Here is a 23,354-nt window from a genome sequence, read left to right as displayed (position 1 = left end):
CCCGCCGCCTTCCCGCACGGCCCGCGGCGCGGGGGGTGCAAAAGCTGTCACAGCCCGCAACTTCCGCAACTTCGCTTGCCCCGGCGCATCCGCCCGCACACCCGGATTTGCGATTCGCGTCGCTTCGCGCCAAGGGCATCGCATCATGACCAAGATTGATCCCGCGCTGCGCGCCGCCGCCCTCGAGTCCAAGGCCTGGCCCTATGAGGAAGCGCGCAAGCTGTTGAAGCGTTATCCCGAAGGCAAGCCTGGCGCTGCGCCGGTGCTGTTCGAAACCGGCTATGGCCCCTCGGGACTGCCGCATATCGGCACCTTCAACGAAGTGCTGCGCACAACGATGGTGCGGCGGGCATTTGAAACGCTGTCGGATCAGCCCACCCGGCTGATCGCCTTTTCCGACGATATGGACGGCCTGCGCAAGGTGCCCGACAATGTCCCCAACCCCGAAATGCTGCAGCAATATCTGGGACATCCGCTGACACGGGTGCCCGACCCGTTCGGCCGGTTCGAAAGTTTTGCTGCGCACAATAATGCCATGCTGCGCGAATTTCTCGACCGCTTCGGCTTCGACTATGTCTTCGCGTCCTCGACCGATTACTACATGTCCGGCCGCTTCGACGACGCGCTGCGCGCGGTGCTGCGCCACTATCAGGCGATCATGGACGTGGTGCTGCCGACGCTGCGCGCCGAGCGCCGGGCGACCTATTCGCCCGTCCTGCCGATCAGCCCGAAGTCGGGCGTGGTGCTCCAGGTCCCGGTCGAGGTCGTCGACGCCGACGCGGGGATCGTGCGCTTCACCGACGACGGCGACGTGATCGAGCAGTCGATCCTGTCGGGCGGGGCCAAGCTGCAATGGAAGGTCGACTGGGCGATGCGCTGGGTGGCGCTCGGCGTCGATTACGAAATGGCGGGCAAGGACCTGATCGATTCGGTCATTCAGTCGGGCAAGATCGCCCGCGTGCTCGGCGGCCGCCCGCCCGAGGGCTTCAATTACGAGATGTTCCTGGACGAGAAAGGCGAGAAGATCTCGAAGTCCAAGGGCAACGGGCTCAGCCTCGACCAATGGCTGACCTATGGCACCGACGAAAGCCTGGCCTTCTACATCTATCGCGAGCCGAAAAAGGCGAAGGCGCTGCACATGGGCGTCATCCCGCGTGCGGTCGACGACTATTGGCAGTTCGCGGGCAACTATGCCGACCAGCCGGTCGAACAACGGCTCGGCAATCCGGTCCACCACATCCACAACGGCCCGCCGCCGGTCGCCGGACTGCCGGTGACGTTCGGCCTGCTGCTCAACCTGGTCGGGGTGATGGGTGCGGCGGCGACGCGTGCGCAGGTGTGGGGTTATCTCGGCAACTATGTCGCCGATGCGACGCCGGAGAGCCATCCCGCGCTCGACGCGCTGATCGACCGGGCGCTTGCCTATAACCGCGATGTCGTCGCCCCCACCCTGGTCCGCCGCGCGCCCGAAGGAGTCGAGATCGAGGCGCTGCGCCGTCTCGACGCGGTGCTCGCCGCGCTGCCCGCCGGTGCCGATGCCGAAGCGATCCAGAACGAGGTGTACGAGATCGGCAAGACCGCCGGGTTCGACAATCTCCGCGACTGGTTCCGCGCGCTCTATGAAACGCTGCTCGGCAGTGCGCAGGGCCCGCGCATGGGCAGCTTCATCGCGCTCTACGGTATCGAGAACAGCCGCAAGCTGATCGCCGACGCGCTGGCGAAAGCGGGCGCGGACGGCTGAACCCTGTTCGTAGCCCCGGGCTCGACCCGGGTGACGGATTTATCAGGACCGGCTCACTCCTCCGGCAGCGCCCAGGCGAGCCGCACCTCGCCGCCCGCCGGCTCGACCGTCGCGACGACCCCCGCCGCGGTCAGCCGCTCGGCGACCAGCCCGGCGGGCTCGGCTGGGCCAGTGACGGTGACGGGCAGCTTCAGCCGCTGCCCCGCCCAGATCGCGGTGGCGATCGCATCTGCACCCGCCGTATCGGGTTCGTCGCCGTCAAAGCCGACGGGCCCCAGCGCGACCATCGGCGGCACGAGCTCGACCGACCAGCCGCTGGCGCCGCTGCCGACGCGCGCCTCCAGCGTGCGATAGGCCGCCATCGTCGCGCCGGGCAACGGGGTCGCGTTGACGAGGATGCGGTGATTGGCCGGATCGACCAGGATCTGGTCGCTCGCCACGCCGGCGGCGACCGCCAGCTGGGCAACGATGCGCTGGGTGACGCGGTCCCCCGCGGCCCCGGCCGGCCCGCCGCGCGCCGCCGCGATCTGCGCGGCCTCCGCCTGCGCGCTGGTGCCGACGCGATATTGTTCCAGGCTGACGCGCACCGGCCGGTCGAGCAGCTCGGTCAGCCGCGCCGCCGCCGCGCGCTCGGCCTGCGGCTCGATCTTGGGGGTCAGCACCACGGCGGCGACGCTGATCGGATCGCGGGCATAGTTGATCTCGATCTGGCTCAGCCGCGCGTCGCCGGCGAATTGCGCCGCAACGACCTCGCGCGCGGTCCGTGACGACGCGGTCTCCCAAGCGATCTGGCGCAGCGACAGCCCGAGCGGGATCGCCAGCGCGACGAAGCTGCCGATGACCAGCACCGTCTGCAACAGGGTGTGCTGCGGCGTCAGGTGCGAGCCGAAGCCATAGAGCCGCGCCATCACCGCGGCGGCGAGCGCGATCGTCATCAGGTTGGTGAGGAACAGCAGCAGCGCGCCGCCGAACACCGTCCAGTTGGTCGTCGCCAGGCCGAAGCCGACGACCGCGAGCGGCGGCATCAACGCGGTGGCGATCGCCACGCCCACCACCGTGCCCTCGCGGCCGCGCACCATCGCATAGGCACCCGCGAGCGCGGAAAACAACGCGACCATCAGATCGAACAGGTTGGGCCGGGTCCGCGCCGCGATCTCGTCGGTCACGTTCTGGAGCGGCGAGATGAGGACGAGCGCGGCGGTGAACAGGATCGCGAGCACCGTGCCGAGCGCCAGCGCACTCGCCGAAGTCCGGATCTCGTCCGAATCGAAGGTGGCCAGGCCGAAGCCCAGCCCGATGATCGGCCCCATCAGCGGCGAGATCAGCATCGCGCCGATCACCACCGCCGGCGACGACAGCAGCAGCCCGAGCACCGCGATGCCCGCCGACATCAGCACCATGAAGGCGTATCGGCCGCTCCACCCCGCATCGTCGCGCACCCGGTCCATGACGCGGTTGTGGTCGACGCTGGTCACGACATGGTCGAGCCACCAACGGAACATCGGGTTGAGCCGGGCGACCATGTGGGGCAACTCCATCCTGCGCTCGGTAAGGGGTTTTCTCGACCGGGGCCAGCATCTACGAGGGTCCGACAAGGCAATGGACGGGGGAAGCGGGATGACGGCACGCCGGGGCGGCAATTCGGCATTGCGTCAGTTCCTGAAAAGCGAGGCGGCCGGCGGGATCATCCTGATCGCGGCGGCGGCGCTGGCGATGGTGATCGCCAATCTGGACGCGATGTCGGAAGCGTATTTCCACCTGCTCCACCTGGAAACCGGGCCGGTGATCAGTCCGAAATACGGGCCGATGACCATCCACCTGTGGGTCAACGACGCGCTGATGGCGGTGTTCTTCCTGCTCGTCGGGCTCGAGATCAAGCGCGAGTTCGTTGACGGGCGGCTCGCCACCTGGGAGCGCCGCCGCCTGCCCTTCATCGCGGCGGCCGCCGGCATGGTCGTGCCCGCGCTGGTCTATCTGGCGGTGACCCGCGGCGACGCGGCGCTGGCGCAGGGCTGGGCGATCCCGGCGGCGACCGACATCGCGTTCGCCATCGGCGTGCTCGCGATCCTGGGCAAGCGCGCCCCCGCGTCGCTCAAGCTGTTCCTGACCACGGTCGCGATCGTCGACGACATGGGCGCGGTGCTGATCATCGCGCTTGCCTATACGGCGGGGTTGAAATCGCTGGCGCTGCTCGGCGCGGCGGTGGTGATGGCGGTGATGTACGCGCTCAACAAGTCGAACGTGCTGCGGCTCTGGCCCTATCTGCTGCTCGGCTTGGTCCTGTGGTACTTCGTCTTCCTGTCGGGCGTCCACGCGACGATCGCGGGCGTGCTGACCGCGATGATGATCCCGATCGTCAAGACGCCCGGCACGCCCGACGCGCATGAGTCGCCGCTCCACCGGCTGGAGCATGCGCTGCACGGCTGGGTCGCCTATCTCGTCGTCCCCGTGTTCGGCTTTGCCAATGCCGGGGTCTCGCTTTCCGGACTGAGCCCCGCGATCATCCTCGAACCGCTGCCGCTCGCGGTGCTGCTCGGCCTGTTCCTGGGCAAGCAGTTCGGGATTTTCGCGGCGATCTGGGGCGCGGTGAAGCTGGGCATCGCCGAACGTCCGGGCGGGGCCAGCTGGACCCAGATTTATGGCGTCGCGATGCTGGCCGGCATCGGTTTCACGATGAGCCTGTTCATCGGCGGCCTCGCCTTTCCCGGCAACGAACTGCTGATCGACGAGGTCAAGATCGGCGTGCTGCTCGGGTCGATCCTGTCGGCGGTCGCGGGCTACCTGATCCTGCGCGGCGCGGACACCGCGGCCGAGCGCGCAGCCAAGCAGGAAGCAGCATTGCGCGAAGTGGCGGGGCTCTGATCGCATGCGCGCCTTCTTTGATCCCGCCCAGCTTGCCCACGCGCCCGTGCAGGAACTGCACAATGGCGGCTGGACGCCCTATGCCGAGGTTCCCGCGCGTGCCCGCGCCATCCTGGATGCAATCGGCGGGGCAGCACCGCCGGTCGATCATGGCGACGACGCGATCCGCGCGGTGCATGGCGGCGACTATCTGGATTTCCTGCAGGGTGCGGCGGCCGAGTGGGCGGCGGCGGGGCGCGGCGGCGATGTGATCGGCTATGTCTGGCCGGTGGTCGGCCGTCGGCCGCTGAAGCTGAGCCGCATCGATGCGCGGATCGGCCAGTTCAGCTTCGATGCGTCGACCCCGATCATGGCGGCGACCTATGCCGCCAGCTATGGCGCGACCCAGTCGGCCTTGTCGGCGCTCGACGCGGTGCTGGCGGGCGAGCGCACGGCCTTTGCCCTGTCGCGTCCGCCCGGCCACCATGCGGGTGCGGATTATTGCGGCGGCTATTGCTACCTGAACCACGCCGCGGTCGCCGCCCAAGCCGCGCGCGACGCAGGGGTGGCGCGCGTCGCGCTCCTCGACATCGACTATCACCACGGCAACGGCACCCAGGACATTTTCTGGGAGCGCGGCGACATCTTCTACGCGAGCGTCCATGCCGATCCGGCGACCGACTATCCGTTCTTCTGGGGCCATGCCGATGAAGTCGGCGCTGGGGCGGGCGAAGGCGCGACGCTCAACCTGCCGCTGCCCCAGGGGACCGGGATCGACGCTTTCCGCGCGGCGCAGGCGACCGCGCTCGACGCGATCGCCCGTTTCGCGCCGGGGCTCCTGGTCGTGAGCTTTGGTGCCGACACCTTCATCGGCGATCCGATCAGCCACTTCCGGCTGGCCACCGCCGACTATGCCCCGATCGCACGCGACATCGCCGCGTGCGGGTGGCCGACGGTGATCGTGATGGAGGGCGGCTATGCCGTCGACGCGCTGGGCGCGAACGTCGCGAGCTTCCTGAGCGGGTTCTAGACTCGTTTTCAGCCCCGCTGAAACACCCCCGACCGCGCGGCTATCCGTCGGTTGCTCGCACCGGCGGGCGGGCGCGGGTGTCCACACGCAATTCGAAGATGTCGGGCCGCGCATAATGGCCGGCAACGTCGAGGTCGTACTTGCCGCGCGCGATGTCGCCCGGGTCGATATCGGCGACCAGTACCGCCTCCGCGCCATAGACCGGGCCGGCCAGGACCTCCCCCAACGGCGAGACGATCATGCTGCCGCCGCGGATCAGCACGGTTGCGGGGTCATCGCCCTGGATGCACGCATAATCGGCGGGGGCATCGGCGCGGGTCATGAACTGGCAGGCGCTGAGCACGAAACAGCGGCCTTCATAGGCGATGTGGCGCATCGACACGGGCCACATGTCGCGATCGTCGACGGTCGGCGCACAATAGAACTGGACGCCCGCGGCGTGATAATATTGGCGGAGCGCGGGCATGTAGTTTTCCCAGCAGATCGCGGCCGCGACGCGACCCACCTGCGTGTCGACCACCGGCAGCGTCGATCCGTCGCCCTGACCCCAGATCAGCCGCTCGCTGGCGGTCGGCATCAGCTTGCGGTGGCGGGCGATCAGCGTGCCGTCGGGGCCGAAGGTGAGCGCGGTGCAATAAAGCGTTCCCCCGTCGCGCTCGATGACGCCGGTGACGAGCGTCAGCCCGGCGGCGGCCGCCATTTCGCCGATCCGCGCGGTTTCCGGTCCGGGAACGTCGATCGCCGCGGCATGATAGCGCGCGAAATCATCGCGGCCCGACGGGGTCCGCGACCCGACCCGCGCACCGAAATCGAGCCCCTTGGGATACCCGCCGACATAGGCTTCCGGGAAGACGGCAAGCTCGACCCCCGCGTCCTTCAGCGCAGCGACATGCCGCGCCATGCGGTCGAGCGTGGCGGGGGTGTCGAACAGGGTACTGCCTGCCTGGACGACGGCGATGCGGTGCGTGGGGATTGCTCGTCTCCTACGGTCATGGTGTGTGGCTCGCGTCGCATAGCAGCCCGCCGCGCGCGACATCAGGGGAATTCACGGTGCCGCCCGTTCACCAGAAGCGGCTGCCCGGCACGCCCTTGAACGGGCCGGCGAGGTTGCGGGTGATCCAGCCACCATAAAAACCGCCGGGCTGGGGGGTCACCTGCTCGCCGTCGATCGTCACCGCGTCGAGCGGCGCGGCGTAGAAGGCGAGGTGATCGCGCAATGCCGCAAAGCCGCGCGTCGGATCGGGATAGCTCCATGCCACGCCGGCAACCGTTTCGTCGGGCAACACCAGGTCGAAATAGCGTGCCCAGCCCTTCCACTCGCAGAAACTCGACCCCGGCGCGGTGCGCAGCAGGCCCGGCGCAACGCTGTCGGGCGGCAGGTAGTAGGTCGGCGGGTGGCTGGTCTCCAGCGTGCGCAGCGCCGCGCGGGTATCGGCGACGGTCACGCCGCGATGTTGGATGACCACATGCCCGCGCGCCGGCGCGACGATTGGCGGACGGGGATAATCCCATACGCTTTCCTGGCCCGGGCCGACGGGGTCGGGGGTCGGGCGGTTCATGTGGCGGCACGATCATGTTCGGTGCCGGACATGCCCCATTGCAGCGGCGCGGGCAGCCGATCGGTCGAATAGTCGAGTTGGAGCACTCGCCGCCGCGCGCCCTGTGCGGGATGCGACGCATGCAGAATGGGCGTCGCATAGACCCAGATATCGCCAGGTTCGGCGAGGCAGGCGTGCGCGCCGCATCGCGCAACGACCCCGTCTATGTCGCGCTCGGCAATCCGACCCAGCCGATGTGAGCCCGGTGCGATCAGCAGCGGCGCGTTGTCGACCGGGACAGGATCGAGGTGGAGACGCATCGTGATCATCCGTTCGATGAGTGCGAAGGGCGGTTCGACATGGACCAGTCCCTGCTTGACGGTCCAGGGCCCGAAGCCGGATTTGTCATGCCGGGACTGAACCCAGATCGTCCGGTCCTGATGCCATCCGAGCGCCCAGTTCTGCCGCGCGGTTTTGTCGAACAGGATCGCGCGAACCGGTCTGGCCCCGCGGCCGAGATAGGCTTTCGCGATCCCGTCAGCGACGCCGCCCGGCTGGATCAAGGTCGCGAGCAGCGGCACCTTTGCGATCCGCGTGCCCGCGCAGTCCTGCGGAAGCTGGCTGGCAAGGTGCGCGAGGTGACGGAGAATCGAAAGGGCGGCGCGAGAATGTCGCACCGCCCCATCGCGATCGAAGGTGAGCGCGTCGGCACTCACGATTTCAATCACAGCTTCTCCGTCAGCTCCGGGACGAGCTTGAACAGGTCGCCGACCAGACCGAGGTCCGCGACCTGGAAGATCGGGGCGTCCTCGTCCTTGTTGATCGCGACGATCGTCTTTGAATCCTTCATGCCGGCCAGATGCTGGATCGCACCCGAAATGCCGACCGCGACATAGACTTCGGGGGCGACGATCTTGCCGGTCTGGCCGACCTGATAGTCGTTGGGGGCATAGCCCGCGTCGACCGCCGCGCGGCTGGCGCCGACGCCGGCGCCGAGCTTGTCGGCGAGCGGATCGATCAGCGCGTGGAACTGCTCTTCCGACCCCAGCGCGCGACCGCCCGAGACGATCACCTTGGCGCTGGTCAGCTCGGGCCGCGCCGACTGGGCGAGCTCGGCGGAGACGAAGTTCGACAGGCCCTTGTCGCCGGTGGAGGCGACATTCTCGATCTCCGCGCTGCCGCCTTCGCGCGCGGCCTTGTCGAACGCGGTGCCGCGCACGGTGATAACCTTCTTGGCGTCCGACGACTTGACCGTCGCGATCGCCGCGCCGGCATAGATCGGGCGGGTGAAGGTGTCGGGCCCCTCGACCGACAGGATTTCGGAGATCTGCATGACGTCGAGCAGCGCGGCGACGCGCGGCGCGATGTTCTTGCCGCTGGTGGTGGCGGGGGCCACGAACACGTCGTGATGGCCCATCAGCTCGGCGGCGAGCGGCGCGACGTTTTCCGCCAGCCCATGGCCAAAGGCCGCATCGTCGGCGACATGCACCTTGCCAACGCCCGCGATCTTCGCGGCTTCGCCGGCAACCGCGCCGACATTTTCGCCCGCGACGAGCAGATGGACCTCGCCCAGCTTGCCCGCAGCGGTCACCGCGGCGAGCGTGGCATCCTTGACGGACTGACCGTCATGTTCGACCAGAACCAGAGTCTTCACTTCGCCACTCCCATCGCCTTCAGCTTCGTCACCAGCTCATCGACATCGGCAACCTTGACGCCTGCCTGGCGCTTGGGCGGCTCGGCGACCGACACGACGGTCAGCCGCGGGGTCAGGTCGACGCCGTAATCGGCCGGGGTCTTCTGCGCGAGCGGCTTGGACTTCGCCTTCATGATGTTGGGCAGCGAGGCATAGCGCGGTTCGTTGAGCCGCAAGTCGGTGGTAATGATCGCCGGCAGCTTGAGCGATACGGTTTCGAGGCCACCGTCGATCTCGCGCGTGACGGCGACGGTCTCACCGCTGACCTCGACCTTGCTGGCAAAGGTGCCCTGCGCCCAGCCGAGCAGCGCGCCCAGCATCTGGCCGGTCTGGTTGTTGTCGTCGTCGATCGCCTGCTTGCCCAGGATGATCAGGCCGGGCGCCTCCTCGGCCGCGATCTTGGCGAGCAGCTTGGCGACGCCCAGCGGCTCGACCGGGCCGTCATGCGTGACCAGGATCGCGCGGTCCGCACCCATGGCGAGCGCGGTGCGCAGCGTTTCCTGGGCCTTGGCCTCGCCCACGGACACCACGACGATCTCGGTCGCCACGCCCTTTTCCTTCAGGCGGATGGCTTCCTCGACCGCGATCTCGTCGAAGGGGTTCATGCTCATCTTGACGTTGGCGAGGTCGACGCCGGTGCCGTCGGCCTTCACGCGGGGCTTTACGTTATAGTCAAGCACGCGCTTGACGGGGACGAGGATTTTCATCGGCATTCTCTCTACAGTTTCTTGAACCGCTCCTGGGGAGGGCGGAGGTCAGTTCGCCAGATCGAGCCTGCGCTCGATCCGGTCGAGCCGATCCTTGACGGTGCCAAGCTGCACTTGAAGGTACGCTGCAAGCTCGGCGTCGTTCACCTGATCGCGCCGCAGGCCCAGCACCAACGTGTGCGTTTCCGTCGGCCGCGTCGTCAGCTCGCGCAAGTCGCGCTCGATCCGCTCCAGCGTCGCCTGAAAGCGCCTCAGAGGTTCACGGATCAGGTTCTCGACATTTTCGATCATGCGCGTTCTTTACGCCGCCCGCTTCACTTCCGCCACGATCTTCTGTGCCGCATCGCCCAGGTCGTTGGCGGGCACGATTGCCAGGCCCGAATTGGCCAGGATCGCCTTGCCCTGTTCGACATTGGTGCCTTCGAGGCGGACGACCAGCGGGACCGACAGGTTCACTTCCTTGGCCGCGGCGACGATCCCTTCGGCGATGATGTCGCAACGCATGATGCCGCCGAAGATGTTGACCAGGATGCCCTTCACCGCCGGATCGCTCAGGATGATCTTGAACGCGGCCGTCACCTTCTCCTTCGATGCGCCGCCGCCGACGTCGAGGAAGTTGGCCGGGAACATGCCGTTGAGCTTGATGATGTCCATCGTCGCCATGGCGAGGCCCGCGCCGTTGACCATGCAGCCGATGTCGCCGTCGAGCTTGATATAGGCGAGGTCGTATTTCGATGCTTCGAGCTCCGCCGGGTCCTCCTCGGTCTCGTCGCGCAGGTCCATCAGGTCCTTGTGGCGGAACATCGCGTTCGAATCGAAGCCGACCTTGGCATCGAGCACCATCAGCTTGCCGTCCTTGGTGACCGCGAGCGGGTTGATCTCGATCTGCGCGGCGTCGGTGCCCAGAAACGCGTCGTAGAGCTTCGATGCGGTCGACGCGGCCTGCTTGGCGAGATCGTCGGTCAGGCCGAGCGCGGCGGCGACGGCGCGGCCGTGATGCGGCATGAAGCCGGTCGCGGGATCGATGTCGATCGTGTGGATCTTTTCCGGCGTGTCATGGGCGACGGTTTCGATGTCCATGCCGCCCTCGGTCGAAACGACCATGCCGATCCGGCCGCTGGCGCGGTTGACGAGGAGCGCGAGGTAGAATTCGCGATCGATGTCGACGCCGTCGGTGACGTAGAGGCGGTTGACCTGCTTGCCGGCCTCGCCCGTCTGGATCGTGACCAGCGTGTTGCCGAGCATCTCGCTCGCTGCCGCGCGCACCTCGTCCTCGGTGCGGGCGAGGCGGACGCCACCCTTGGCCTCGGGCGGCAATTCCTTGAACTTGCCCTTGCCGCGCCCACCGGCATGGATCTGGGCCTTCACCACATAAAGCGGCCCCGGCAGCTTCTTCGATGCCGCGACGGCTTCCTCGACGCTCATCGCGGCATGACCGGCGGGCACGGGCACACCGAACTTCGCCAGCAGTTCCTTGGCCTGATATTCATGGATGTTCATGGGGTGCGGCCTTCCTCGATCAGCGCGGGTGATTGCGGTGGCCTAAAGCACAGTGGCGGGCGTGAATCAAACCCGTGCAGGGGGAAAGGCGCGTGCGTCCGCCGGCCCGATCAGCGCGCGATGCCGGTGGCGCACAGCGCCGCCGAGCTTGACGTAACGGCAAGGATTTCGGGGTCGCGCAATGCGCGCACCCGGCGAAGAAATTCGCCGACATCGCGCGACTCGTCGGCGTCGGGCAGGTCGCCGAGCCGCGCGAGCTGGGCGAGCGACAGCCGGTCGACCATCCGTTCGGCCATGCAGGCGGCGAGCGCCGGCCGTACCCCGGCGCGTTGCAGCCCGCTGCGCAGCCGGGCCTCCGGGACGGCACAGCCGGTCAGGGCGAGCAACGCGGCCGCAAGCGTGGCAACACGCATCACCCGGGCTTCAGGACGTCTCGCGTTCATCGGACGGCATCGCTATATCGCGCTCATGCAGCTCGCAACCGGCCTTCTTATCTTCGTCGCGACCATCCTGGGCATGGAGGGGTTCGCCTATGTGGCGCATCGCTGGCTGATGCACGGGCCGGGCTGGTTCCTGCACGAAAGCCATCACCGCCCGCGCACCGGCAATTGGGAGCTGAACGACCTGTATTTCGTGCTGTTCGCGACCCCGTCGATCACGCTGCTAGTGGGCGGCGTCTATGCCGGCTGGCCGGAATGGACGCTGTGGGTCGGTGCGGGAATCGCGGGCTATGGCGCGATCTATCTCGGCTTTCACGACATCATCGTCCATCGTCGGCTGAACCACCGCTATCTGCCGAAGTCAGCCTATATGAAGCGGATCATCTCCGCCCACCGGCTGCACCATGCGGTTGAGACCAAGCACGGCACGGTCAGCTTCGGATTCCTGTGGGCGCCGAAGCCCGAGGCGCTGAAGGCCGAGCTGAAGCGGCGTGGCCTCGCGGGTGTGCGCGCGCCGGTGCGCGTCAACCCGGCGGTGCTGGACGAAGTCGAGGCGTGAGCATCGCCGACTGGCTGGGGCGCACGCTGTTCCTGATCGTCAGCGGGCTCGCCACCTTTGCGTTGATCCAGGCGATCGCGTCGCTGTCGGCGACGACACCCGTCGGTGCCGGGGAAGGGGCCGCCGACAACAGCGTGTCGATGCCGGTACCCTCCGCACCCGACGCGCCACTGCTGACCGACGGGCGTGCCGGCGACGAAGGTGCAGCGCCGACGCCGCCGGGCGAGCGGCCCGTCGCGATGTCGGGTGCCGCACGCGACGGCGCGATCGAGCGGATCGCGCGCCTGCTGGAAACGCTGACCTATGCCGTGCTGGCGTTGACCGGGTTCGTGGCGGCGGGCGTGCTGGTGCTGCTGCGGCTGACCGCCAGCCGCGGCTAATCGAACAGGCTGGAGACCGACGCTTCCTCGGCGATGCGGCGGATCGCCTCGGCAAGCAGCGGCGCGATGGTCAGATGGCGGATTCGCTGCGCGCCGGTGACGATCGCATGGTTGCCGATCGAATCGGTGATGACGAGCTCCTCAAGCGCGGAGGCATCGACGCGCGCCACCGCGCCGCCCGACAGGACGCCGTGCGTGCAATAGGCGACGACCCCTTCCGCGCCCGCCGCCTTCAGCGCCGCTGCGGCGTTGCAGAGCGTGCCGGCCGAATCGACGATGTCGTCGATCAGGACGCAGAACCGTCCCGCGACGTCGCCAATGATGTTCATCACCTCCGATTCGCCGGGTCGCTCGCGGCGCTTGTCGACGATGGCGAGCGGCGCGTTGCCGAGCCGCTTGGCGAGCGCGCGGGCACGCACCACGCCGCCGACATCGGGAGAGACGACCATCAGGTTCTTGTCGCCGAAGCGCGTCTCGATGTCGGCGGACATCACCGGCGCGCTGTAGAGATTGTCGGTCGGGATGTCGAAAAAGCCCTGGATCTGGCCGGCATGGAGGTCGACCGACAGCACGCGATCGGCCCCGGCGACGGTGATGAGATTGGCGACCAGCTTGGCCGAGATCGGGGTGCGCGGCCCCGGCTTCCGGTCCTGGCGGGCATAGCCGAAATAGGGGATGACCGCGGTGATCCGCTTGGCCGACGCGCGTTTCAGCGCGTCGATCATGATCAGCATCTCCATCAGATTGTCGTTGGCGGGATAGGCGGTGGACTGGAGGACGAACACATCCTCGCCGCGCACATTTTCCAGCACTTCGACGAAGATTTCCTCGTCGGCGAAACGGCGCACATTGGCCGCGGTCAACGGCAGTTCCAGATAGCCCGCGATCGCCTCGGCAAGGGGCGGGTTCGAATTGCCGGCCAGCAGCTTCATGCCGACGCGTCTCCATGACAGTTTGGGGTCTGCGCTCCCTTTAGCGTGCTTTCACGCGACGGGAAGGGGGCGCGGCAGGGAGCGACCTTGCTTGGCACGCAAAGCCCCGACCTGTATCTCCTCGTCACCCCGGACTCGTGCCGGGGTGACGAAGGTGGGACAGAACAAGGGAAGGCCGAGGGCGGCGGGTCTGCGAACGGACTGCGCACCCGGCGCGCTGAATTGCGAATTGCCGCGCGGACGCCTGCGGCATAGAGCGCACGCCCATGACGATCATCACGCGTTTCGCGCCCAGCCCGACCGGGCAGCTGCATGTCGGCAACCTGCGCACCGCGCTGCTCAACTGGATGGCGGCGCGCCGTGCGGGCGGGCGCTTTCTGCTGCGCATCGACGATACCGACGCCGAACGGTCGCGCGAGGGCCATGTCGTGGCGATCCGCGACGACCTGGCCTGGCTGGGCATGCGTCCGGATGCCGAAGTGCGTCAGTCGGATCGCTTCGCGCTTTACGAGCGGCGGTTCCGCGAGCTCGCGGCGGCCGGGCACGTCTATCCCGCCTATGAAACGCCCGAGGAACTCGACCTCAAGCGCAAGGTGCAGCTCGGGCGCGGGCTGCCGCCCGTCTATGATCGCGCCGCGCTGAAGCTGAGCGATGCCGATCGCGCGCGGCTGGAGGGCGAGGGCCTGCGTCCGCACTGGCGTTTCCGGATGAATCATGACGGCCCGATCGTCTGGGATGACGGCGTGCGCGGGCCGCAGCGTTTCGACCCCGCGCTGATGAGCGATCCGGTGGTCCGCCGCGCCGACGGGTCGTGGCTCTACCTGCTCCCCTCGGTGATCGACGACATCGACATGGGCATCACCGACGTGGTGCGCGGCGAGGATCACGTGACCAACACCGCCGCGCAGCTGCAGATGTTCGCCGCGCTGGGCGCCGCGCCCCCGCGCTTTGCGCATGTCGCGCTGCTGACCGGCGCGGAGGGCAAATTGTCCAAGCGGCTGGGCTCGCTGGGCTGCGACCAGTTCCGGCTGGACGGCATCGAACCGATGGCGATCCTGTCGCTGCTCGCGCGGATTGGCACCAGCGATCCGGTCCGGCCCTTTGCCAGTGCAGAGGCGCTGGCGGAGCAGTTCGACCTGTCGCACTTCGGACGTGCGCCCGCGCGCTTCGACGAGGCGGAGCTGGCGCAGCTCAACGCCCGGCTGATCCATCAGCTCGACTATGCCGCCGTCCGTCATCGGTTGCCCGACGGGATGGACGCGGCCGCGTGGCAGGCGATCCGCCCCAATCTGGAAAGGGTGGCCGACGCCGCCGACTGGTGGCGCGTGATCGAATCGGCGCCGGCGATCGGCGCGGTGGCTGAAACGGACCGCGACTTTCTTCGCCGCGCCGCCAAAATGGCGGGAGAGATCGACTGGTCGAACGCGCCCTGGGCGGCGCTCACCGCCGGGCTGAAGGCGGCAACCGAGCGCAAGGGGCGCGCGCTGTTCCTGCCGCTGCGCCTGGCACTGACCGGGCGCGAACACGGCCCGGACATGGCCGAATTGCTACCGCTGATCGGTCGTGACCGCGCGATCGCGCGGCTCGCCGCCGCCGCCGGCTAGACCCGGCGTACGGCCGCGCACCGCGTAACCCTGGTCGAACCGGGGGCACCGCCACTGCCACGCTGCAGCGCGTCATGTAATTCTATATCATCGGATGACGAGATGATGTAACATTGCACTCCCTTGAGGCGTGGGAGATGCAAGATGGGTGCAGGCTATCTGGGCAGAAAGCGGATCGATCCGGTCGCGCTGGCCGGCGCGTTCGCGCTGAGCGGCGGCATGGTCATGGTGATGATCGCGATCGGTGCAGTCGACGCAACGAAGTTCATCGATCGCACGACGAAGACGATCTTCGTGCCGCTCGACCCCGTGCCGCCCGAACCGCTGCCCAAGCCGGTGGAGCGCAAGATCGAGACGCCCGCGCCGCCCGCCGGGCCGATGATTCGCGAGCCGATCGTCAAGCCGTTCGAGCCCAGTCCCAATCTGCTCGACACCGACGTGGTGCCGCCGACGGGTGATGTCTTTCCGGGCAGCGGGATCGAAGGCGGCACCGGCACCGGCGCGGGCACCGTGACCGAACCCGTCAAGCCGGCGCCGGTGTTCGTCGATGCGCGGGTGGATCCCCGCTATGCCGACGCCTTCCAGCCGATCTATCCGTCGCGCGAACGTTTCGCGGAAAACGAGGGACGGGTCACGGTGCGCGTGCTGATCGGCACCGACGGACGGGTCAAAGCGGTCGAGCGCAGCTTTGCGACCAGCGATGCGTTCTTCGACGCGACGCGCGACCGCGCGCTCAGATACTGGCGGTTCCGCCCGGCGACGCGCGACGGCGTCGCGGTGGAGGCGTGGCGCGAGATGACCGTGCGCTTCCAGCTCGAAAGCTGAGCTTGCCGGGGGTGCAGTTGCGCGGGGCTGGCCTCACCGGCTCCGCCACCCTATCTTGGCACGCGATGTCGTTTCTCCGATCCCTTTCGCCGTTGCGCGCCTGGCGCGACCTTCGTCGCTTCCTCGCGTTGCGCAAGCCGCACGAAATCGGGTTCATGGTGATCTCGTTTGCGGTGACCGGCACGATCCTGTTCGCGCTCTACAAGGATGCGGCGATCCCGCCGACGTACAAGCGCGACGTGCTTTATGTCGAAAGCTGGCCGCTCAGCCGCACCGACCGCGAGATCATCGACCGGCAGAAGGCCGATCTGATCGCCGAGAAGAAGCGAGCGGCCGAGCTGCGCGCCCGCCAGCTGAAGCGCCAGGCCGAGTTCAAGCGGCTCGACGACCGGCTCGAGCGGCTCGGCATCTGAACGCAGGCGACGATCGGCGCTGGCTGGCCGCGGCGGCGGCGCTGGCCGAACGCGCGCGGGTGCGAAGCGCACCCAACCCGGCGGTCGGCTGTGTGATCGTGCGCGACGGCGTGGTCGTCGGGCGCGGCTGGACCCAGCCGGGCGGCCGCCCCCATGCCGAAGCGCAGGCGATCGAACTGGCGGCCGCACGGGCGAAGGGGGCGACGCTTTACACGACGCTGGAGCCGTGCGCGCATGCCTCGCCGCGCGGTCCGACCTGCGCCGACCTGATCCCCGCGGCGGGCATCGTCCGCGTCGTCATCGGTGTCCGCGACCCCGATCCGCGCACCGACGGCAGGGGGGCGGCGCGGCTGAGCGACGCCGGGGTCGACGTCGTACTGCTTGACGATTCCGCCTCGCGGCGCTCGCTGGCCGGGTTTCTCACCCGCCAGCAGCTGGGTCGTCCGCACGTCACGCTCAAACTCGCGCTGTCGCTCGATGGCGGGGTGGCGATGGCGGACGGGCGCAGCCAGTGGATCACCGGCGAGGCGGCACGCGCGCACGCGCACGTCGAGCGCAGCCGCCATGACGCCATCCTGGTCGGGCGCGGCACCTTTGACGCCGATCGCCCGCACCTCGACGTACGGCTGCCCGGGCTGGCGTCGCGATCGCCGGCGCGCATCGTGCTGACCCGCCATCCCTTGCCCGATGATGCGGCGGGCTGGACCGCGATCGACGCGGTCGAGCGGATCGACGCATTGCCCGGCAATCATCTGATGGTCGAGGGCGGCGCGGTAACGGCGGCGGCGTTCCTCGCCGCCGACCGGGTCGACCGGCTGCTGATCTATCGCGCGCCGATCGTGATCGGCGGAGCGCGCGGCCTGCCCGACATCGGCCTGACCGACCTGAATGCCGCGCACGGCTGCTGGCAGGCGCACGACACGCGGATGCTTGGCAGCGACCGGGTCGAGGTCTACGAGCGCGTCAGGAATTGAGGGAAGCGATGTTCACCGGCATCATCACCGATATCGGCACGGTTCGCACGGCGGAGGATCGCGGCGACCTGCGCCTCGTCATCGACACCGGCTACGATATGTCGTCGGTCGATCTGGGCGCGTCGATCGCATGTTCGGGCGTGTGCCTGACCGTCGTCGACAAGGGCGCGCCGGCGCCGGGGGCGCAGGGCATCGGCGGCTGGTTCGCGGTCGATGTGTCGGGCGAAACGGTGTCGCGCACTGCCGCGCACCAGTGGCGCGCGGGCGCGCGGCTCAACCTGGAGCGCGCGATGAAGCTGGGCGACGAGCTGGGCGGGCATATCGTCACGGGCCATGTCGACGGCGTGGGCGAGGTCGTGTCGGTCACGCCCGAGGGCGGATCGCACCGCATCGTCATCCATGCGCCTGCCGAACTTGCCCCGTTCATTGCCGCGAAGGGATCGATCACCGTCGACGGCGTGTCGCTGACCGTCAACGCGGTCGAGGATGTGGCCGACGGCACGCGCTTTGGCCTGAACATCATCCCGCACACCGCCGCCGTCACCACGATCGGCGATTTCGCAGCCGGCCGGCCCGTCAACGTGGAGATCGACGTGCTCGCCCGCTACCTGCAACGCATGGAGCATTATCGTGCAAGAGGCTGAACTGTCGCGGCTGCGCCACGCCTTTCTTTCGACGCCCGAGGAAATCATCGACGAGGCGCGCAACGGGCGCATGTTCATCCTGGTCGATGACGAGGATCGCGAGAATGAGGGCGACCTGGTCATCCCGGCGCAGATGGCGACGCCCGATGCGATCAATTTCATGGCGCGCTACGGCCGCGGCCTGATCTGCCTGGCGATGACCAAGTCGCGGATCGACGAGCTCGGCCTCGACCTGATGAGCCGCAACAACGGCACGCGGCACGAAACCGCCTTCACCGTGTCCATCGAGGCGCGCGACGGCGTCACCACCGGCATTTCGGCGGGCGACCGCGCGCGCACCATCTCGGTCGCGATCGACGCGTCGAAGGGCCGGGACGAGATCGTGACGCCCGGCCATGTCTTTCCGCTGGTCGCGCGCGAGGGCGGGGTGCTGGTGCGCGCCGGCCATACCGAAGCCGCCGTCGACGTCGCGCGCCTGGCCGGGCTCAACCCGGCGGGCGTGATCTGCGAGATCATGAAGGACGACGGCACGATGGCGCGGATGGACGACCTGGTCGCCTTCGCCCAGCTCCACAACCTCAAGATCGGAACGATCCGCGACCTGATCGCCTATCGTCGCCGCCACGACCATCTCGTCGAGCGCCGCGCGGAGGCCAGGTTCGTCAGCCAGTGGGGCGGCGAATGGACCGCGATGACCTTCTGGAACAAGGCGACGGGCAGCGAACAGGTCGCGCTGGTCAAGGGGCGGATCGATCCGTCGCAGCCGGTGCTGGTCCGCATGCACGCGCTCAACCCGTTCGGCGACATTTTCGGCGAGGAAGGCGACCGCGCCGGCCTGTTGCGCCGGTCGATGGAGATGATCGGCGAAGCCGGTGCGGGCATCGTCGTCGTTATCAGCCCGACCCGGGTCGATTCCTTCTCGGTCGCGCTTCAGGCCCGCATGGGGGCGCTCGCGCCGCGCGACATGGAGGAGTTGCGCGACTATGGCGTCGGCGCGACCATCCTGACCGAACTGGGCGTGCGCGAGATGATCCTGCTGACCAATACGCACCACACGATGGTCGGGCTGGACGGTTATGGCCTGTCGATCGTCGGCGAACGGCCGATCGATTGCGGCACGGGGGAGTGAGGTAAATGGCGAGGCTGCTGATCGTTGAGGCGCGATTCTACGACCATCTGAACGACCTGCTGCTTGCGGGCGCGCGCGCCGCGATCGAGGGGGCGGGGCATGCCCATGAGACGGTGACGGTGCCCGGCGCGCTGGAAGTGCCCGGCGCGGTGGCGCTGGCGGTCGAAAGCGGGCGCTACGACGCGTTCGTCGCGCTCGGCGTCGTCATCCGCGGCGAGACCTATCATTTCGAGATCGTCGCGGGCGAAAGCGCGCGCGGGCTGATGGCGCTCAGCATGGACGGCGTCGCGATCGGCAACGGCATCCTGACCGTCGAGAACGAAGCCCAGGCGTTGGTCCGCGCCCGCCCCGACCAGAAGGACAAGGGCGGCGAGGCGGCCAAGGCGGCGCTGGCGATGCTGCAACTGCGCCAGCGGTTCGCGTGAGCGAGCCGATCCTGTTCACGCAGCGGCTGGTGCTGCGCCTGCCGCAAGCATCCGACCTGGACGGCTGGGCCGCGTTCGCGGCGGACGAGGCGACGATGCGCTTCCTGGGCGGCACCAAGTCGCGCGCGGAGGCATGGCGCGAGCTGGCGGCAATGCGCGGCGCGTGGTCGATCCGCGGCTTTGCGATGTTTTCGGTCGTCGAGCGCGCGACCGGGCGCTGGATCGGCCGGATCGGGCCGTGGCAGCCCGAGGGGTGGCCGGGCACCGAAGTCGGCTGGGGCGTAACTCCGGAGGTCGCCGGGCGCGGCTATGCGCATGAGGCGGCGGTCGCGTGCATGGATTATGCGGTCGACATCCTCGGGTGGGATCACATCATCCACACTATCGATCCCGACAATGCGCGGTCGATCGCGCTCGCGCGACGCCTCGGGTCCGAAAATGGCGGCCCGGTGACGCTGCCGCCGCCGCTCGACCGGTTCCGCGTCGATGCGTGGGGGCAGAGCGCGGCGCAGTGGCGGGCCCGCCGCGCGGCATAACCCCGGGTCGCTAAACGCTCGCTTTGCCCCGCGCTTCGTGGCACGGGTTGCGAATGGTTCGCATCCTTTACCTGACTGCGGGCATCATCGCGCTGACCCTGGGCTTTATCGGCGTGTTCCTGCCGCTGCTGCCGACCGTGCCGTTCGTCATCCTGGCGGCCTTTTGCTTCGCGCGGTCGAGCCCGCGCTTCGAGGCGTGGCTGCTCGACCACCGCCATTTCGGCCCGCCCATTCATGCGTGGCGGCGCAACGGCGCCATCCCGCGCTATGGCAAATGGATGTCGACCGCGATGCTGGGGGGCAGCGGGGTCATCGGCCTTTTCCTGCTGCCCGGATATTGGCGATTCGTGCCGATCAGCGTGGCGGTGATCAGCGGGTTGTGGATCTGGTCGCGCCCCGATTCGTGACGGGCGGGCATAGCCTCGATCTCAGCCGGATTGTCGCCCCGGGCTCGACCGGGGCCCCGCGCCTTCACGCGCAAACGAGCGAGAGCCGGACCCCGGCGCAAGGCGGAGTGACGAGAGATAGGGTGGATTAGGCTCGCGTTTCTCGACTTCGCTCGAAACGAACGGGTGGTGCAGAAACTGAATCGGGGAGACCGGATCAGCAACTTCCGAGCGCTCAAGCCGCCTCCGCCAGCACCGGATAGTCGGTATAGCCTTCCGCACCGCGGCTGTACCAGTGCGCCATCACGTCGGGCGTCAGTGCCGCGCCCGTGCGCAGCCGATCGACCAGATCGGGGTTGGAAATGAAGGGCCGTCCGAACGCGATGCCGTCCGCCAGCCCGGCGTCGAGCGCGGCCTGCGCGTTGTCGCCGCGATAATCCTGGTTGAGGATCAGCGGGCGCGTGAAGACGCGGCGGATCGCCGGGCCGACCTTGGGCTGGTCGGTGCTGCCGAACGTGCCCTCCTGGCCGACCTCGCGCAGCTCGAGGAACGCGATGCCCTGATCGTCGAGCCATTTGGCGGCGGGGACGAACACCGATTCGGGGTCGCTGTCGATCACGCCCTGCGTATCGCCATTGGGGCTGAAGCGCACCGCCACCCGGTCCGCGCCGACCGCGTCGATCAGCCGCGCGACCGCCTCGCGCAACAGGCGTGCGCGGTTTTCCGGGCTGCCGCCATAATCGTCGTCGCGCAGGTTGGCGCCGTCGCGCAGGAACTGGTCGATCAGATAGCCATTCGCGGCATGGAGCTGGACGCCGTCGAACCCGGCGGCACGCGCGTTGCGCGCCGCGCGCGCATAATCGTCGAGGACGCGGGCGATGTCGTCCAGCGTCGCGGCGCGCGCCATGCCATAGCCGCGCTTCGCCTTCTCGCTTTCCTCGAGGCTGAGATAGGTGCGCACCGCGCCGGGCGCCTGGGTCGCGGACGAGGACAAGGGAGCCGCGCCGTCGAGAAAATCGGGATGGACCAGCCGGCCCATGTGCCACAATTGCGCGAAGATGCGCCCGCCGGCGCGGTGGACCTGTTCGACCACTGGCTTCCATCCTTCGGTCTGCGCGTCGGTCCACAGGCCCGGCGCATAGGCCCAGCCGAGCCCTTCGCGGCTGATGCCGGTCGCTTCGGTGATGATCAGGCCGGCGCCGGCGCGCTGGGCATAATAGTCGCCCATGATCGCGGTGGGCACGTGTTCGCGCGTCGCGCGGCCGCGGGTCAGCGGCGCCATCAGCACCCGGTTGGGCGCGCGCACCGCGCCGAGATCGATCGGGTCAAACAGGCTGGGCATCTTGGATCGTCCTTTCGATTTCCCGTTGCACGCTGCGGGAGATAGTCGACTAAGGGCCGCGATGCATCCGCCGCCGCCGCCAAGAAATACTGTTTCGCCGCCAAGCCGCAATCCGGTGTTCGGCGCCGTCCTCGCGCTCGTCGTCGCGAACGGCGCGCTGGCGTTCGGTCCGTGGCTCGTCCGCCTCGCCGACACCGGGCCGGTGGCGTCCGCGTTCTGGCGGATCGCGATCGCGACTCCGCTGCTGCTCGCGGTGGCGATCGGGCGACACCGTGCGGCGATCCTGCGCCTGCCGGCGATGCTTTGGCTCACGCTGCTCGTGTCGGGCGTGGCCTTTGCCGCCGACCTTGCCGCCTGGCATGTCGGCATCCTGCGCACGACGATCGCCAACGCCACGCTGTTCGGCAATTCGGCCTCGCTGATCTTTCCCATCTATGGATTCGTCGTCGCGCGCGCCTTGCCCGCGCGGGGCCAGGCGATCGCGCTTGGCCTCGCCCTGGCGGGGGGCGCGCTGCTGATGGGTCGGTCGGCGGAATTGTCGCCGGACAATCTGGTCGGCGACCTGCTGTGCGTGCTGGCCGGGGTGCTCTACGCCGTCTATTTCATCGCCATGTCGGGGGTGCGCGCGCGGCTCGACGCGGTGCCGGCGCTGGCGCTGTCCGGCGTTGCCAGCGTCGTCCCGCTTCTCGCCTTCGCGCTCGTGCTCGGCGAGCGTATCCTGCCTGGCGACTGGACGCCCCTGATCCTGCTGGCGCTGTGCAGCCAGATCGTCGGCCAGGGCCTGATGATCTATGCGCTCGGTCATCTCAGCCCGCTGGTCATCGGCATCGGCCTGCTGATTCAGCCCGCGGTCGGCGCGACGATCGGCTGGCTGGCCTATGGCGAGCGGCTGGGTGCACTCGACCTGGTCGGTGCGACGCTGGTCGCCGCCGCGCTCGTGCTCGTCCGGCGCGAGTGGTGATCGCGCGCCACGGCCAAGGTGCGGCTTGCGCTCGTTCGCACAGCCCCTAAGTCTCGACGTCATTCATGGAGCAGCACCCGATGGCACCCACCCTGTCCCCCGACGCCACGCTCGACGAGATTCGCGCCGCGCTGGCGCCCGCGCTGCCGGGCAATGCCGCGTTCGACGGCTGGACGCCGCAGGCGGTGACCGCGGCGGCCGAAGGGCTCGGGATCGATCCGGACGTCGCCCGGCTGGCCTTTCCCGGCGGCGCGGTCGACATGATCGACGCCTGGTTCGCGTGGATCGATGCCGAGATGACCGCGCGCCTGCCCGCCGAGACGCTGGCGGCGATGAAGATCCGCGCGCGGATCGCCGCGCTGGTCGAGGCGCGACTCGATCTGCTCGCCCCCGAGCGCGAGGCGTTGCGCCGCGCGCTCGCCATTCTGGCGCTGCCGACCAATCTGGCGACCGCGGCGAAGCTCGGCTGGCGGTCGGCCGACATGATGTGGCGGCGCGCCGGGGACACCGCGACCGATTACAACCACTATACCAAGCGCGCGATCCTGGGCGGCGTCTATGCCGCGACGATCACCGTGTTCCTCGACGACGAAAGCGAGGGGCAGGCCGACACCCGCGCCTTCCTGGCGCGGCGGATCGACGGGATCATGCGTTTTGAAAAGGCCAAGGCGAAATGGCTGGCGCAGGCCGAATACCGGCCCAGCCTGTCGCGCTTCATCGGCCGGCTGCGCTATCCGGCGCGCTGACGGGACCC

General features: G+C 68.6%; 27 protein-coding genes. 16 read left to right on the top strand and 11 right to left on the bottom strand.

Annotated features, from left to right (window positions below):
• Positions 1-145 precede the first annotated feature (145 nt).
• Entirely contained in the window at positions 146-1,741 is a 1,596-nt protein-coding gene (locus tag AX709_RS13095; RefSeq protein WP_066549909.1) for a lysine--tRNA ligase, read from the top strand.
• A gap of 53 nt (positions 1,742-1,794) precedes the next feature.
• Here AX709_RS13095 and AX709_RS13090 read toward each other — a convergent pair whose 3' ends face one another.
• The gene (locus AX709_RS13090; RefSeq protein WP_231727525.1) at positions 1,795-3,279 is read right to left on the bottom strand and encodes a DUF389 domain-containing protein; all 1,485 of its coding nucleotides are present in this window, start codon (positions 3,277-3,279) and stop codon (positions 1,795-1,797) included.
• A gap of 79 nt (positions 3,280-3,358) precedes the next feature.
• On the opposite strand from AX709_RS13090, the gene nhaA reads away from it, so the two are divergent.
• Both nhaA and AX709_RS13080 read left to right on the top strand, forming a co-directional pair.
• Entirely contained in the window at positions 3,359-4,603 is a 1,245-nt protein-coding gene (gene nhaA, locus AX709_RS13085; protein WP_066549980.1) for a Na+/H+ antiporter NhaA, read from the top strand.
• A 4-nt stretch (positions 4,604-4,607) separates the two neighbouring features.
• On the top strand, positions 4,608-5,612 hold the full coding sequence (locus AX709_RS13080; protein WP_066549903.1) for a histone deacetylase family protein: 1,005 nt from the start codon (positions 4,608-4,610) through the stop codon (positions 5,610-5,612).
• Between the two features lie 40 nt (positions 5,613-5,652).
• Here AX709_RS13080 and AX709_RS13075 read toward each other — a convergent pair whose 3' ends face one another.
• The 8 genes from AX709_RS13075 to AX709_RS13040 all read right to left on the bottom strand — a co-directional run bounded on the left by AX709_RS13075 (position 5,653) and on the right by AX709_RS13040 (position 11,463).
• The gene (locus tag AX709_RS13075) at positions 5,653-6,648 is read right to left on the bottom strand and encodes a carbon-nitrogen hydrolase family protein (protein WP_082731777.1); all 996 of its coding nucleotides are present in this window, start codon (positions 6,646-6,648) and stop codon (positions 5,653-5,655) included.
• 25 nt (positions 6,649-6,673) lie between these two features.
• Positions 6,674-7,171: a DUF427 domain-containing protein gene (locus tag AX709_RS13070; protein WP_066549901.1), complete on the bottom strand. Its 498-nt coding sequence runs from the start codon at positions 7,169-7,171 to the stop codon at positions 6,674-6,676.
• Positions 7,168-7,878 (bottom strand): phytanoyl-CoA dioxygenase family protein, encoded by a 711-nt coding sequence (locus AX709_RS13065; protein ID WP_066549899.1) that lies wholly within the window; start codon positions 7,876-7,878, stop codon positions 7,168-7,170. Before AX709_RS13065 ends, AX709_RS13070 begins: the two co-directional genes overlap by 4 nt.
• The gene (locus AX709_RS13060; RefSeq protein ID WP_066549898.1) at positions 7,875-8,804 is read right to left on the bottom strand and encodes an electron transfer flavoprotein subunit alpha/FixB family protein; all 930 of its coding nucleotides are present in this window, start codon (positions 8,802-8,804) and stop codon (positions 7,875-7,877) included. The genes AX709_RS13065 and AX709_RS13060 overlap by 4 nt, the downstream gene beginning before the upstream one ends.
• On the bottom strand, positions 8,801-9,550 hold the full coding sequence (locus AX709_RS13055) for an electron transfer flavoprotein subunit beta/FixA family protein (protein ID WP_066549891.1): 750 nt from the start codon (positions 9,548-9,550) through the stop codon (positions 8,801-8,803). Before AX709_RS13055 ends, AX709_RS13060 begins: the two co-directional genes overlap by 4 nt.
• Before the next feature lie 48 nt (positions 9,551-9,598).
• Positions 9,599-9,841, bottom strand: a complete 243-nt coding sequence (locus AX709_RS13050) for a hypothetical protein (protein ID WP_066549890.1) — start codon at positions 9,839-9,841, stop codon at positions 9,599-9,601.
• 9 nt (positions 9,842-9,850) lie between these two features.
• Positions 9,851-11,050, bottom strand: coding sequence for an ADP-forming succinate--CoA ligase subunit beta (sucC, locus tag AX709_RS13045; RefSeq protein ID WP_066549886.1), 1,200 nt, complete (start codon positions 11,048-11,050; stop codon positions 9,851-9,853).
• Positions 11,051-11,160: 110 nt separating this feature from the next.
• Positions 11,161-11,463: a hypothetical protein gene (locus AX709_RS13040; RefSeq protein WP_066480707.1), complete on the bottom strand. Its 303-nt coding sequence runs from the start codon at positions 11,461-11,463 to the stop codon at positions 11,161-11,163.
• A gap of 55 nt (positions 11,464-11,518) precedes the next feature.
• On the opposite strand from AX709_RS13040, the gene AX709_RS13035 reads away from it, so the two are divergent.
• Both AX709_RS13035 and AX709_RS13030 read left to right on the top strand, forming a co-directional pair.
• Complete coding sequence (locus AX709_RS13035; RefSeq protein WP_066549883.1) at positions 11,519-12,049, top strand: sterol desaturase family protein; 531 nt, start codon at positions 11,519-11,521, stop codon at positions 12,047-12,049.
• Positions 12,046-12,429 (top strand): hypothetical protein, encoded by a 384-nt coding sequence (locus AX709_RS13030; RefSeq protein WP_066549882.1) that lies wholly within the window; start codon positions 12,046-12,048, stop codon positions 12,427-12,429. The genes AX709_RS13035 and AX709_RS13030 overlap by 4 nt, the downstream gene beginning before the upstream one ends.
• Here AX709_RS13030 and AX709_RS13025 read toward each other — a convergent pair.
• Positions 12,426-13,361, bottom strand: coding sequence for a ribose-phosphate pyrophosphokinase (locus tag AX709_RS13025; RefSeq protein ID WP_066480713.1), 936 nt, complete (start codon positions 13,359-13,361; stop codon positions 12,426-12,428). The two genes, AX709_RS13030 and AX709_RS13025, sit on opposite strands and share 4 nt — an antisense overlap.
• A gap of 266 nt (positions 13,362-13,627) precedes the next feature.
• On the opposite strand from AX709_RS13025, the gene gltX reads away from it, so the two are divergent.
• From gltX to AX709_RS12980, 9 genes are all read left to right on the top strand, one after another.
• Positions 13,628-14,965, top strand: a complete 1,338-nt coding sequence (gltX, locus tag AX709_RS13020) for a glutamate--tRNA ligase (protein ID WP_066549880.1) — start codon at positions 13,628-13,630, stop codon at positions 14,963-14,965.
• 144 nt (positions 14,966-15,109) lie between these two features.
• A complete protein-coding gene (locus AX709_RS13015) occupies positions 15,110-15,790 on the top strand; it encodes an energy transducer TonB (RefSeq protein WP_066549878.1) in 681 nt (226 codons plus the stop codon).
• A 65-nt stretch (positions 15,791-15,855) separates the two neighbouring features.
• On the top strand, positions 15,856-16,203 hold the full coding sequence (locus AX709_RS13010) for a hypothetical protein (RefSeq protein WP_066480718.1): 348 nt from the start codon (positions 15,856-15,858) through the stop codon (positions 16,201-16,203).
• A gap of 23 nt (positions 16,204-16,226) precedes the next feature.
• Complete coding sequence (ribD, locus tag AX709_RS13005; RefSeq protein WP_066549976.1) at positions 16,227-17,177, top strand: bifunctional diaminohydroxyphosphoribosylaminopyrimidine deaminase/5-amino-6-(5-phosphoribosylamino)uracil reductase RibD; 951 nt, start codon at positions 16,227-16,229, stop codon at positions 17,175-17,177.
• A gap of 8 nt (positions 17,178-17,185) precedes the next feature.
• Positions 17,186-17,821 carry a riboflavin synthase gene (locus AX709_RS13000; protein WP_066549876.1) on the top strand — a complete coding sequence of 212 codons (636 nt, stop codon included), beginning with the start codon at positions 17,186-17,188 and terminating at the stop codon, positions 17,819-17,821.
• The gene (gene ribB, locus AX709_RS12995) at positions 17,808-18,950 is read left to right on the top strand and encodes a 3,4-dihydroxy-2-butanone-4-phosphate synthase (protein WP_066480721.1); all 1,143 of its coding nucleotides are present in this window, start codon (positions 17,808-17,810) and stop codon (positions 18,948-18,950) included. Before AX709_RS13000 ends, ribB begins: the two co-directional genes overlap by 14 nt.
• Positions 18,951-18,955: 5 nt before the next feature.
• Positions 18,956-19,375, top strand: a complete 420-nt coding sequence (gene ribH / locus AX709_RS12990; protein ID WP_066549870.1) for a 6,7-dimethyl-8-ribityllumazine synthase — start codon at positions 18,956-18,958, stop codon at positions 19,373-19,375.
• On the top strand, positions 19,372-19,911 hold the full coding sequence (locus tag AX709_RS12985; RefSeq protein WP_066549868.1) for a GNAT family N-acetyltransferase: 540 nt from the start codon (positions 19,372-19,374) through the stop codon (positions 19,909-19,911). Before ribH ends, AX709_RS12985 begins: the two co-directional genes overlap by 4 nt.
• Before the next feature lie 53 nt (positions 19,912-19,964).
• Positions 19,965-20,318 (top strand): YbaN family protein, encoded by a 354-nt coding sequence (locus tag AX709_RS12980; protein ID WP_066480730.1) that lies wholly within the window; start codon positions 19,965-19,967, stop codon positions 20,316-20,318.
• A 214-nt stretch (positions 20,319-20,532) separates the two neighbouring features.
• Here the strand turns inward: AX709_RS12980 and AX709_RS12975 are convergent, their stop codons facing one another.
• Positions 20,533-21,639, bottom strand: coding sequence for an alkene reductase (locus AX709_RS12975; protein WP_066549867.1), 1,107 nt, complete (start codon positions 21,637-21,639; stop codon positions 20,533-20,535).
• Positions 21,640-21,700: 61 nt separating this feature from the next.
• Here AX709_RS12975 and AX709_RS12970 point away from each other — a divergent pair, with 61 nt between their 5' ends.
• Complete coding sequence (locus tag AX709_RS12970) at positions 21,701-22,600, top strand: DMT family transporter (RefSeq protein WP_066480734.1); 900 nt, start codon at positions 21,701-21,703, stop codon at positions 22,598-22,600.
• A 65-nt stretch (positions 22,601-22,665) separates the two neighbouring features.
• Entirely contained in the window at positions 22,666-23,346 is a 681-nt protein-coding gene (locus AX709_RS12965) for a COQ9 family protein (protein WP_066480735.1), read from the top strand.
• The last annotated feature ends 8 nt before the right edge of the window (positions 23,347-23,354 follow it).

Origin of the sequence: Sphingomonas sp. CCH15-F11 (genome assembly GCF_001557005.1) — a bacterium.
Taxonomy (GTDB): domain Bacteria; phylum Pseudomonadota; class Alphaproteobacteria; order Sphingomonadales; family Sphingomonadaceae; genus Sphingomonas.
The sequence above is the reverse complement of the archived record's forward strand: the minus strand, read 5'-3'. Positions and strand labels throughout refer to the sequence as shown.

Excerpts from the sequence above, each read along its gene's own strand:
- AX709_RS13095 (WP_066549909.1), top strand. The coding sequence starts at position 146 with ATGACCAAGATTGATCCCGCGCTGCGCGCCGCCGCCCTCGAGTCCAAG.
- AX709_RS13090 (WP_231727525.1), bottom strand. The coding sequence starts at position 3,279 with ATGGAGTTGCCCCACATGGTCGCCCGGCTCAACCCGATGTTCCGTTGG.
- nhaA (WP_066549980.1), top strand. The coding sequence starts at position 3,359 with ATGACGGCACGCCGGGGCGGCAATTCGGCATTGCGTCAGTTCCTGAAA.
- AX709_RS13080 (WP_066549903.1), top strand. The coding sequence starts at position 4,608 with ATGCGCGCCTTCTTTGATCCCGCCCAGCTTGCCCACGCGCCCGTGCAG.
- AX709_RS13075 (WP_082731777.1), bottom strand. The coding sequence starts at position 6,648 with ATGTCGCGCGCGGCGGGCTGCTATGCGACGCGAGCCACACACCATGAC.
- AX709_RS13070 (WP_066549901.1), bottom strand. The coding sequence starts at position 7,171 with ATGAACCGCCCGACCCCCGACCCCGTCGGCCCGGGCCAGGAAAGCGTA.
- AX709_RS13055 (WP_066549891.1), bottom strand. The coding sequence starts at position 9,550 with ATGAAAATCCTCGTCCCCGTCAAGCGCGTGCTTGACTATAACGTAAAG.
- AX709_RS13050 (WP_066549890.1), bottom strand. The coding sequence starts at position 9,841 with ATGATCGAAAATGTCGAGAACCTGATCCGTGAACCTCTGAGGCGCTTT.
- sucC (WP_066549886.1), bottom strand. The coding sequence starts at position 11,050 with ATGAACATCCATGAATATCAGGCCAAGGAACTGCTGGCGAAGTTCGGT.
- AX709_RS13040 (WP_066480707.1), bottom strand. The coding sequence starts at position 11,463 with ATGCGTGTTGCCACGCTTGCGGCCGCGTTGCTCGCCCTGACCGGCTGT.
- AX709_RS13035 (WP_066549883.1), top strand. The coding sequence starts at position 11,519 with ATGCAGCTCGCAACCGGCCTTCTTATCTTCGTCGCGACCATCCTGGGC.
- AX709_RS13025 (WP_066480713.1), bottom strand. The coding sequence starts at position 13,361 with ATGAAGCTGCTGGCCGGCAATTCGAACCCGCCCCTTGCCGAGGCGATC.
- gltX (WP_066549880.1), top strand. The coding sequence starts at position 13,628 with ATGACGATCATCACGCGTTTCGCGCCCAGCCCGACCGGGCAGCTGCAT.
- AX709_RS13015 (WP_066549878.1), top strand. The coding sequence starts at position 15,110 with ATGGGTGCAGGCTATCTGGGCAGAAAGCGGATCGATCCGGTCGCGCTG.
- AX709_RS13010 (WP_066480718.1), top strand. The coding sequence starts at position 15,856 with ATGTCGTTTCTCCGATCCCTTTCGCCGTTGCGCGCCTGGCGCGACCTT.
- AX709_RS13000 (WP_066549876.1), top strand. The coding sequence starts at position 17,186 with ATGTTCACCGGCATCATCACCGATATCGGCACGGTTCGCACGGCGGAG.
- ribH (WP_066549870.1), top strand. The coding sequence starts at position 18,956 with ATGGCGAGGCTGCTGATCGTTGAGGCGCGATTCTACGACCATCTGAAC.
- AX709_RS12980 (WP_066480730.1), top strand. The coding sequence starts at position 19,965 with ATGGTTCGCATCCTTTACCTGACTGCGGGCATCATCGCGCTGACCCTG.
- AX709_RS12975 (WP_066549867.1), bottom strand. The coding sequence starts at position 21,639 with ATGCCCAGCCTGTTTGACCCGATCGATCTCGGCGCGGTGCGCGCGCCC.
- AX709_RS12970 (WP_066480734.1), top strand. The coding sequence starts at position 21,701 with ATGCATCCGCCGCCGCCGCCAAGAAATACTGTTTCGCCGCCAAGCCGC.
- AX709_RS12965 (WP_066480735.1), top strand. The coding sequence starts at position 22,666 with ATGGAGCAGCACCCGATGGCACCCACCCTGTCCCCCGACGCCACGCTC.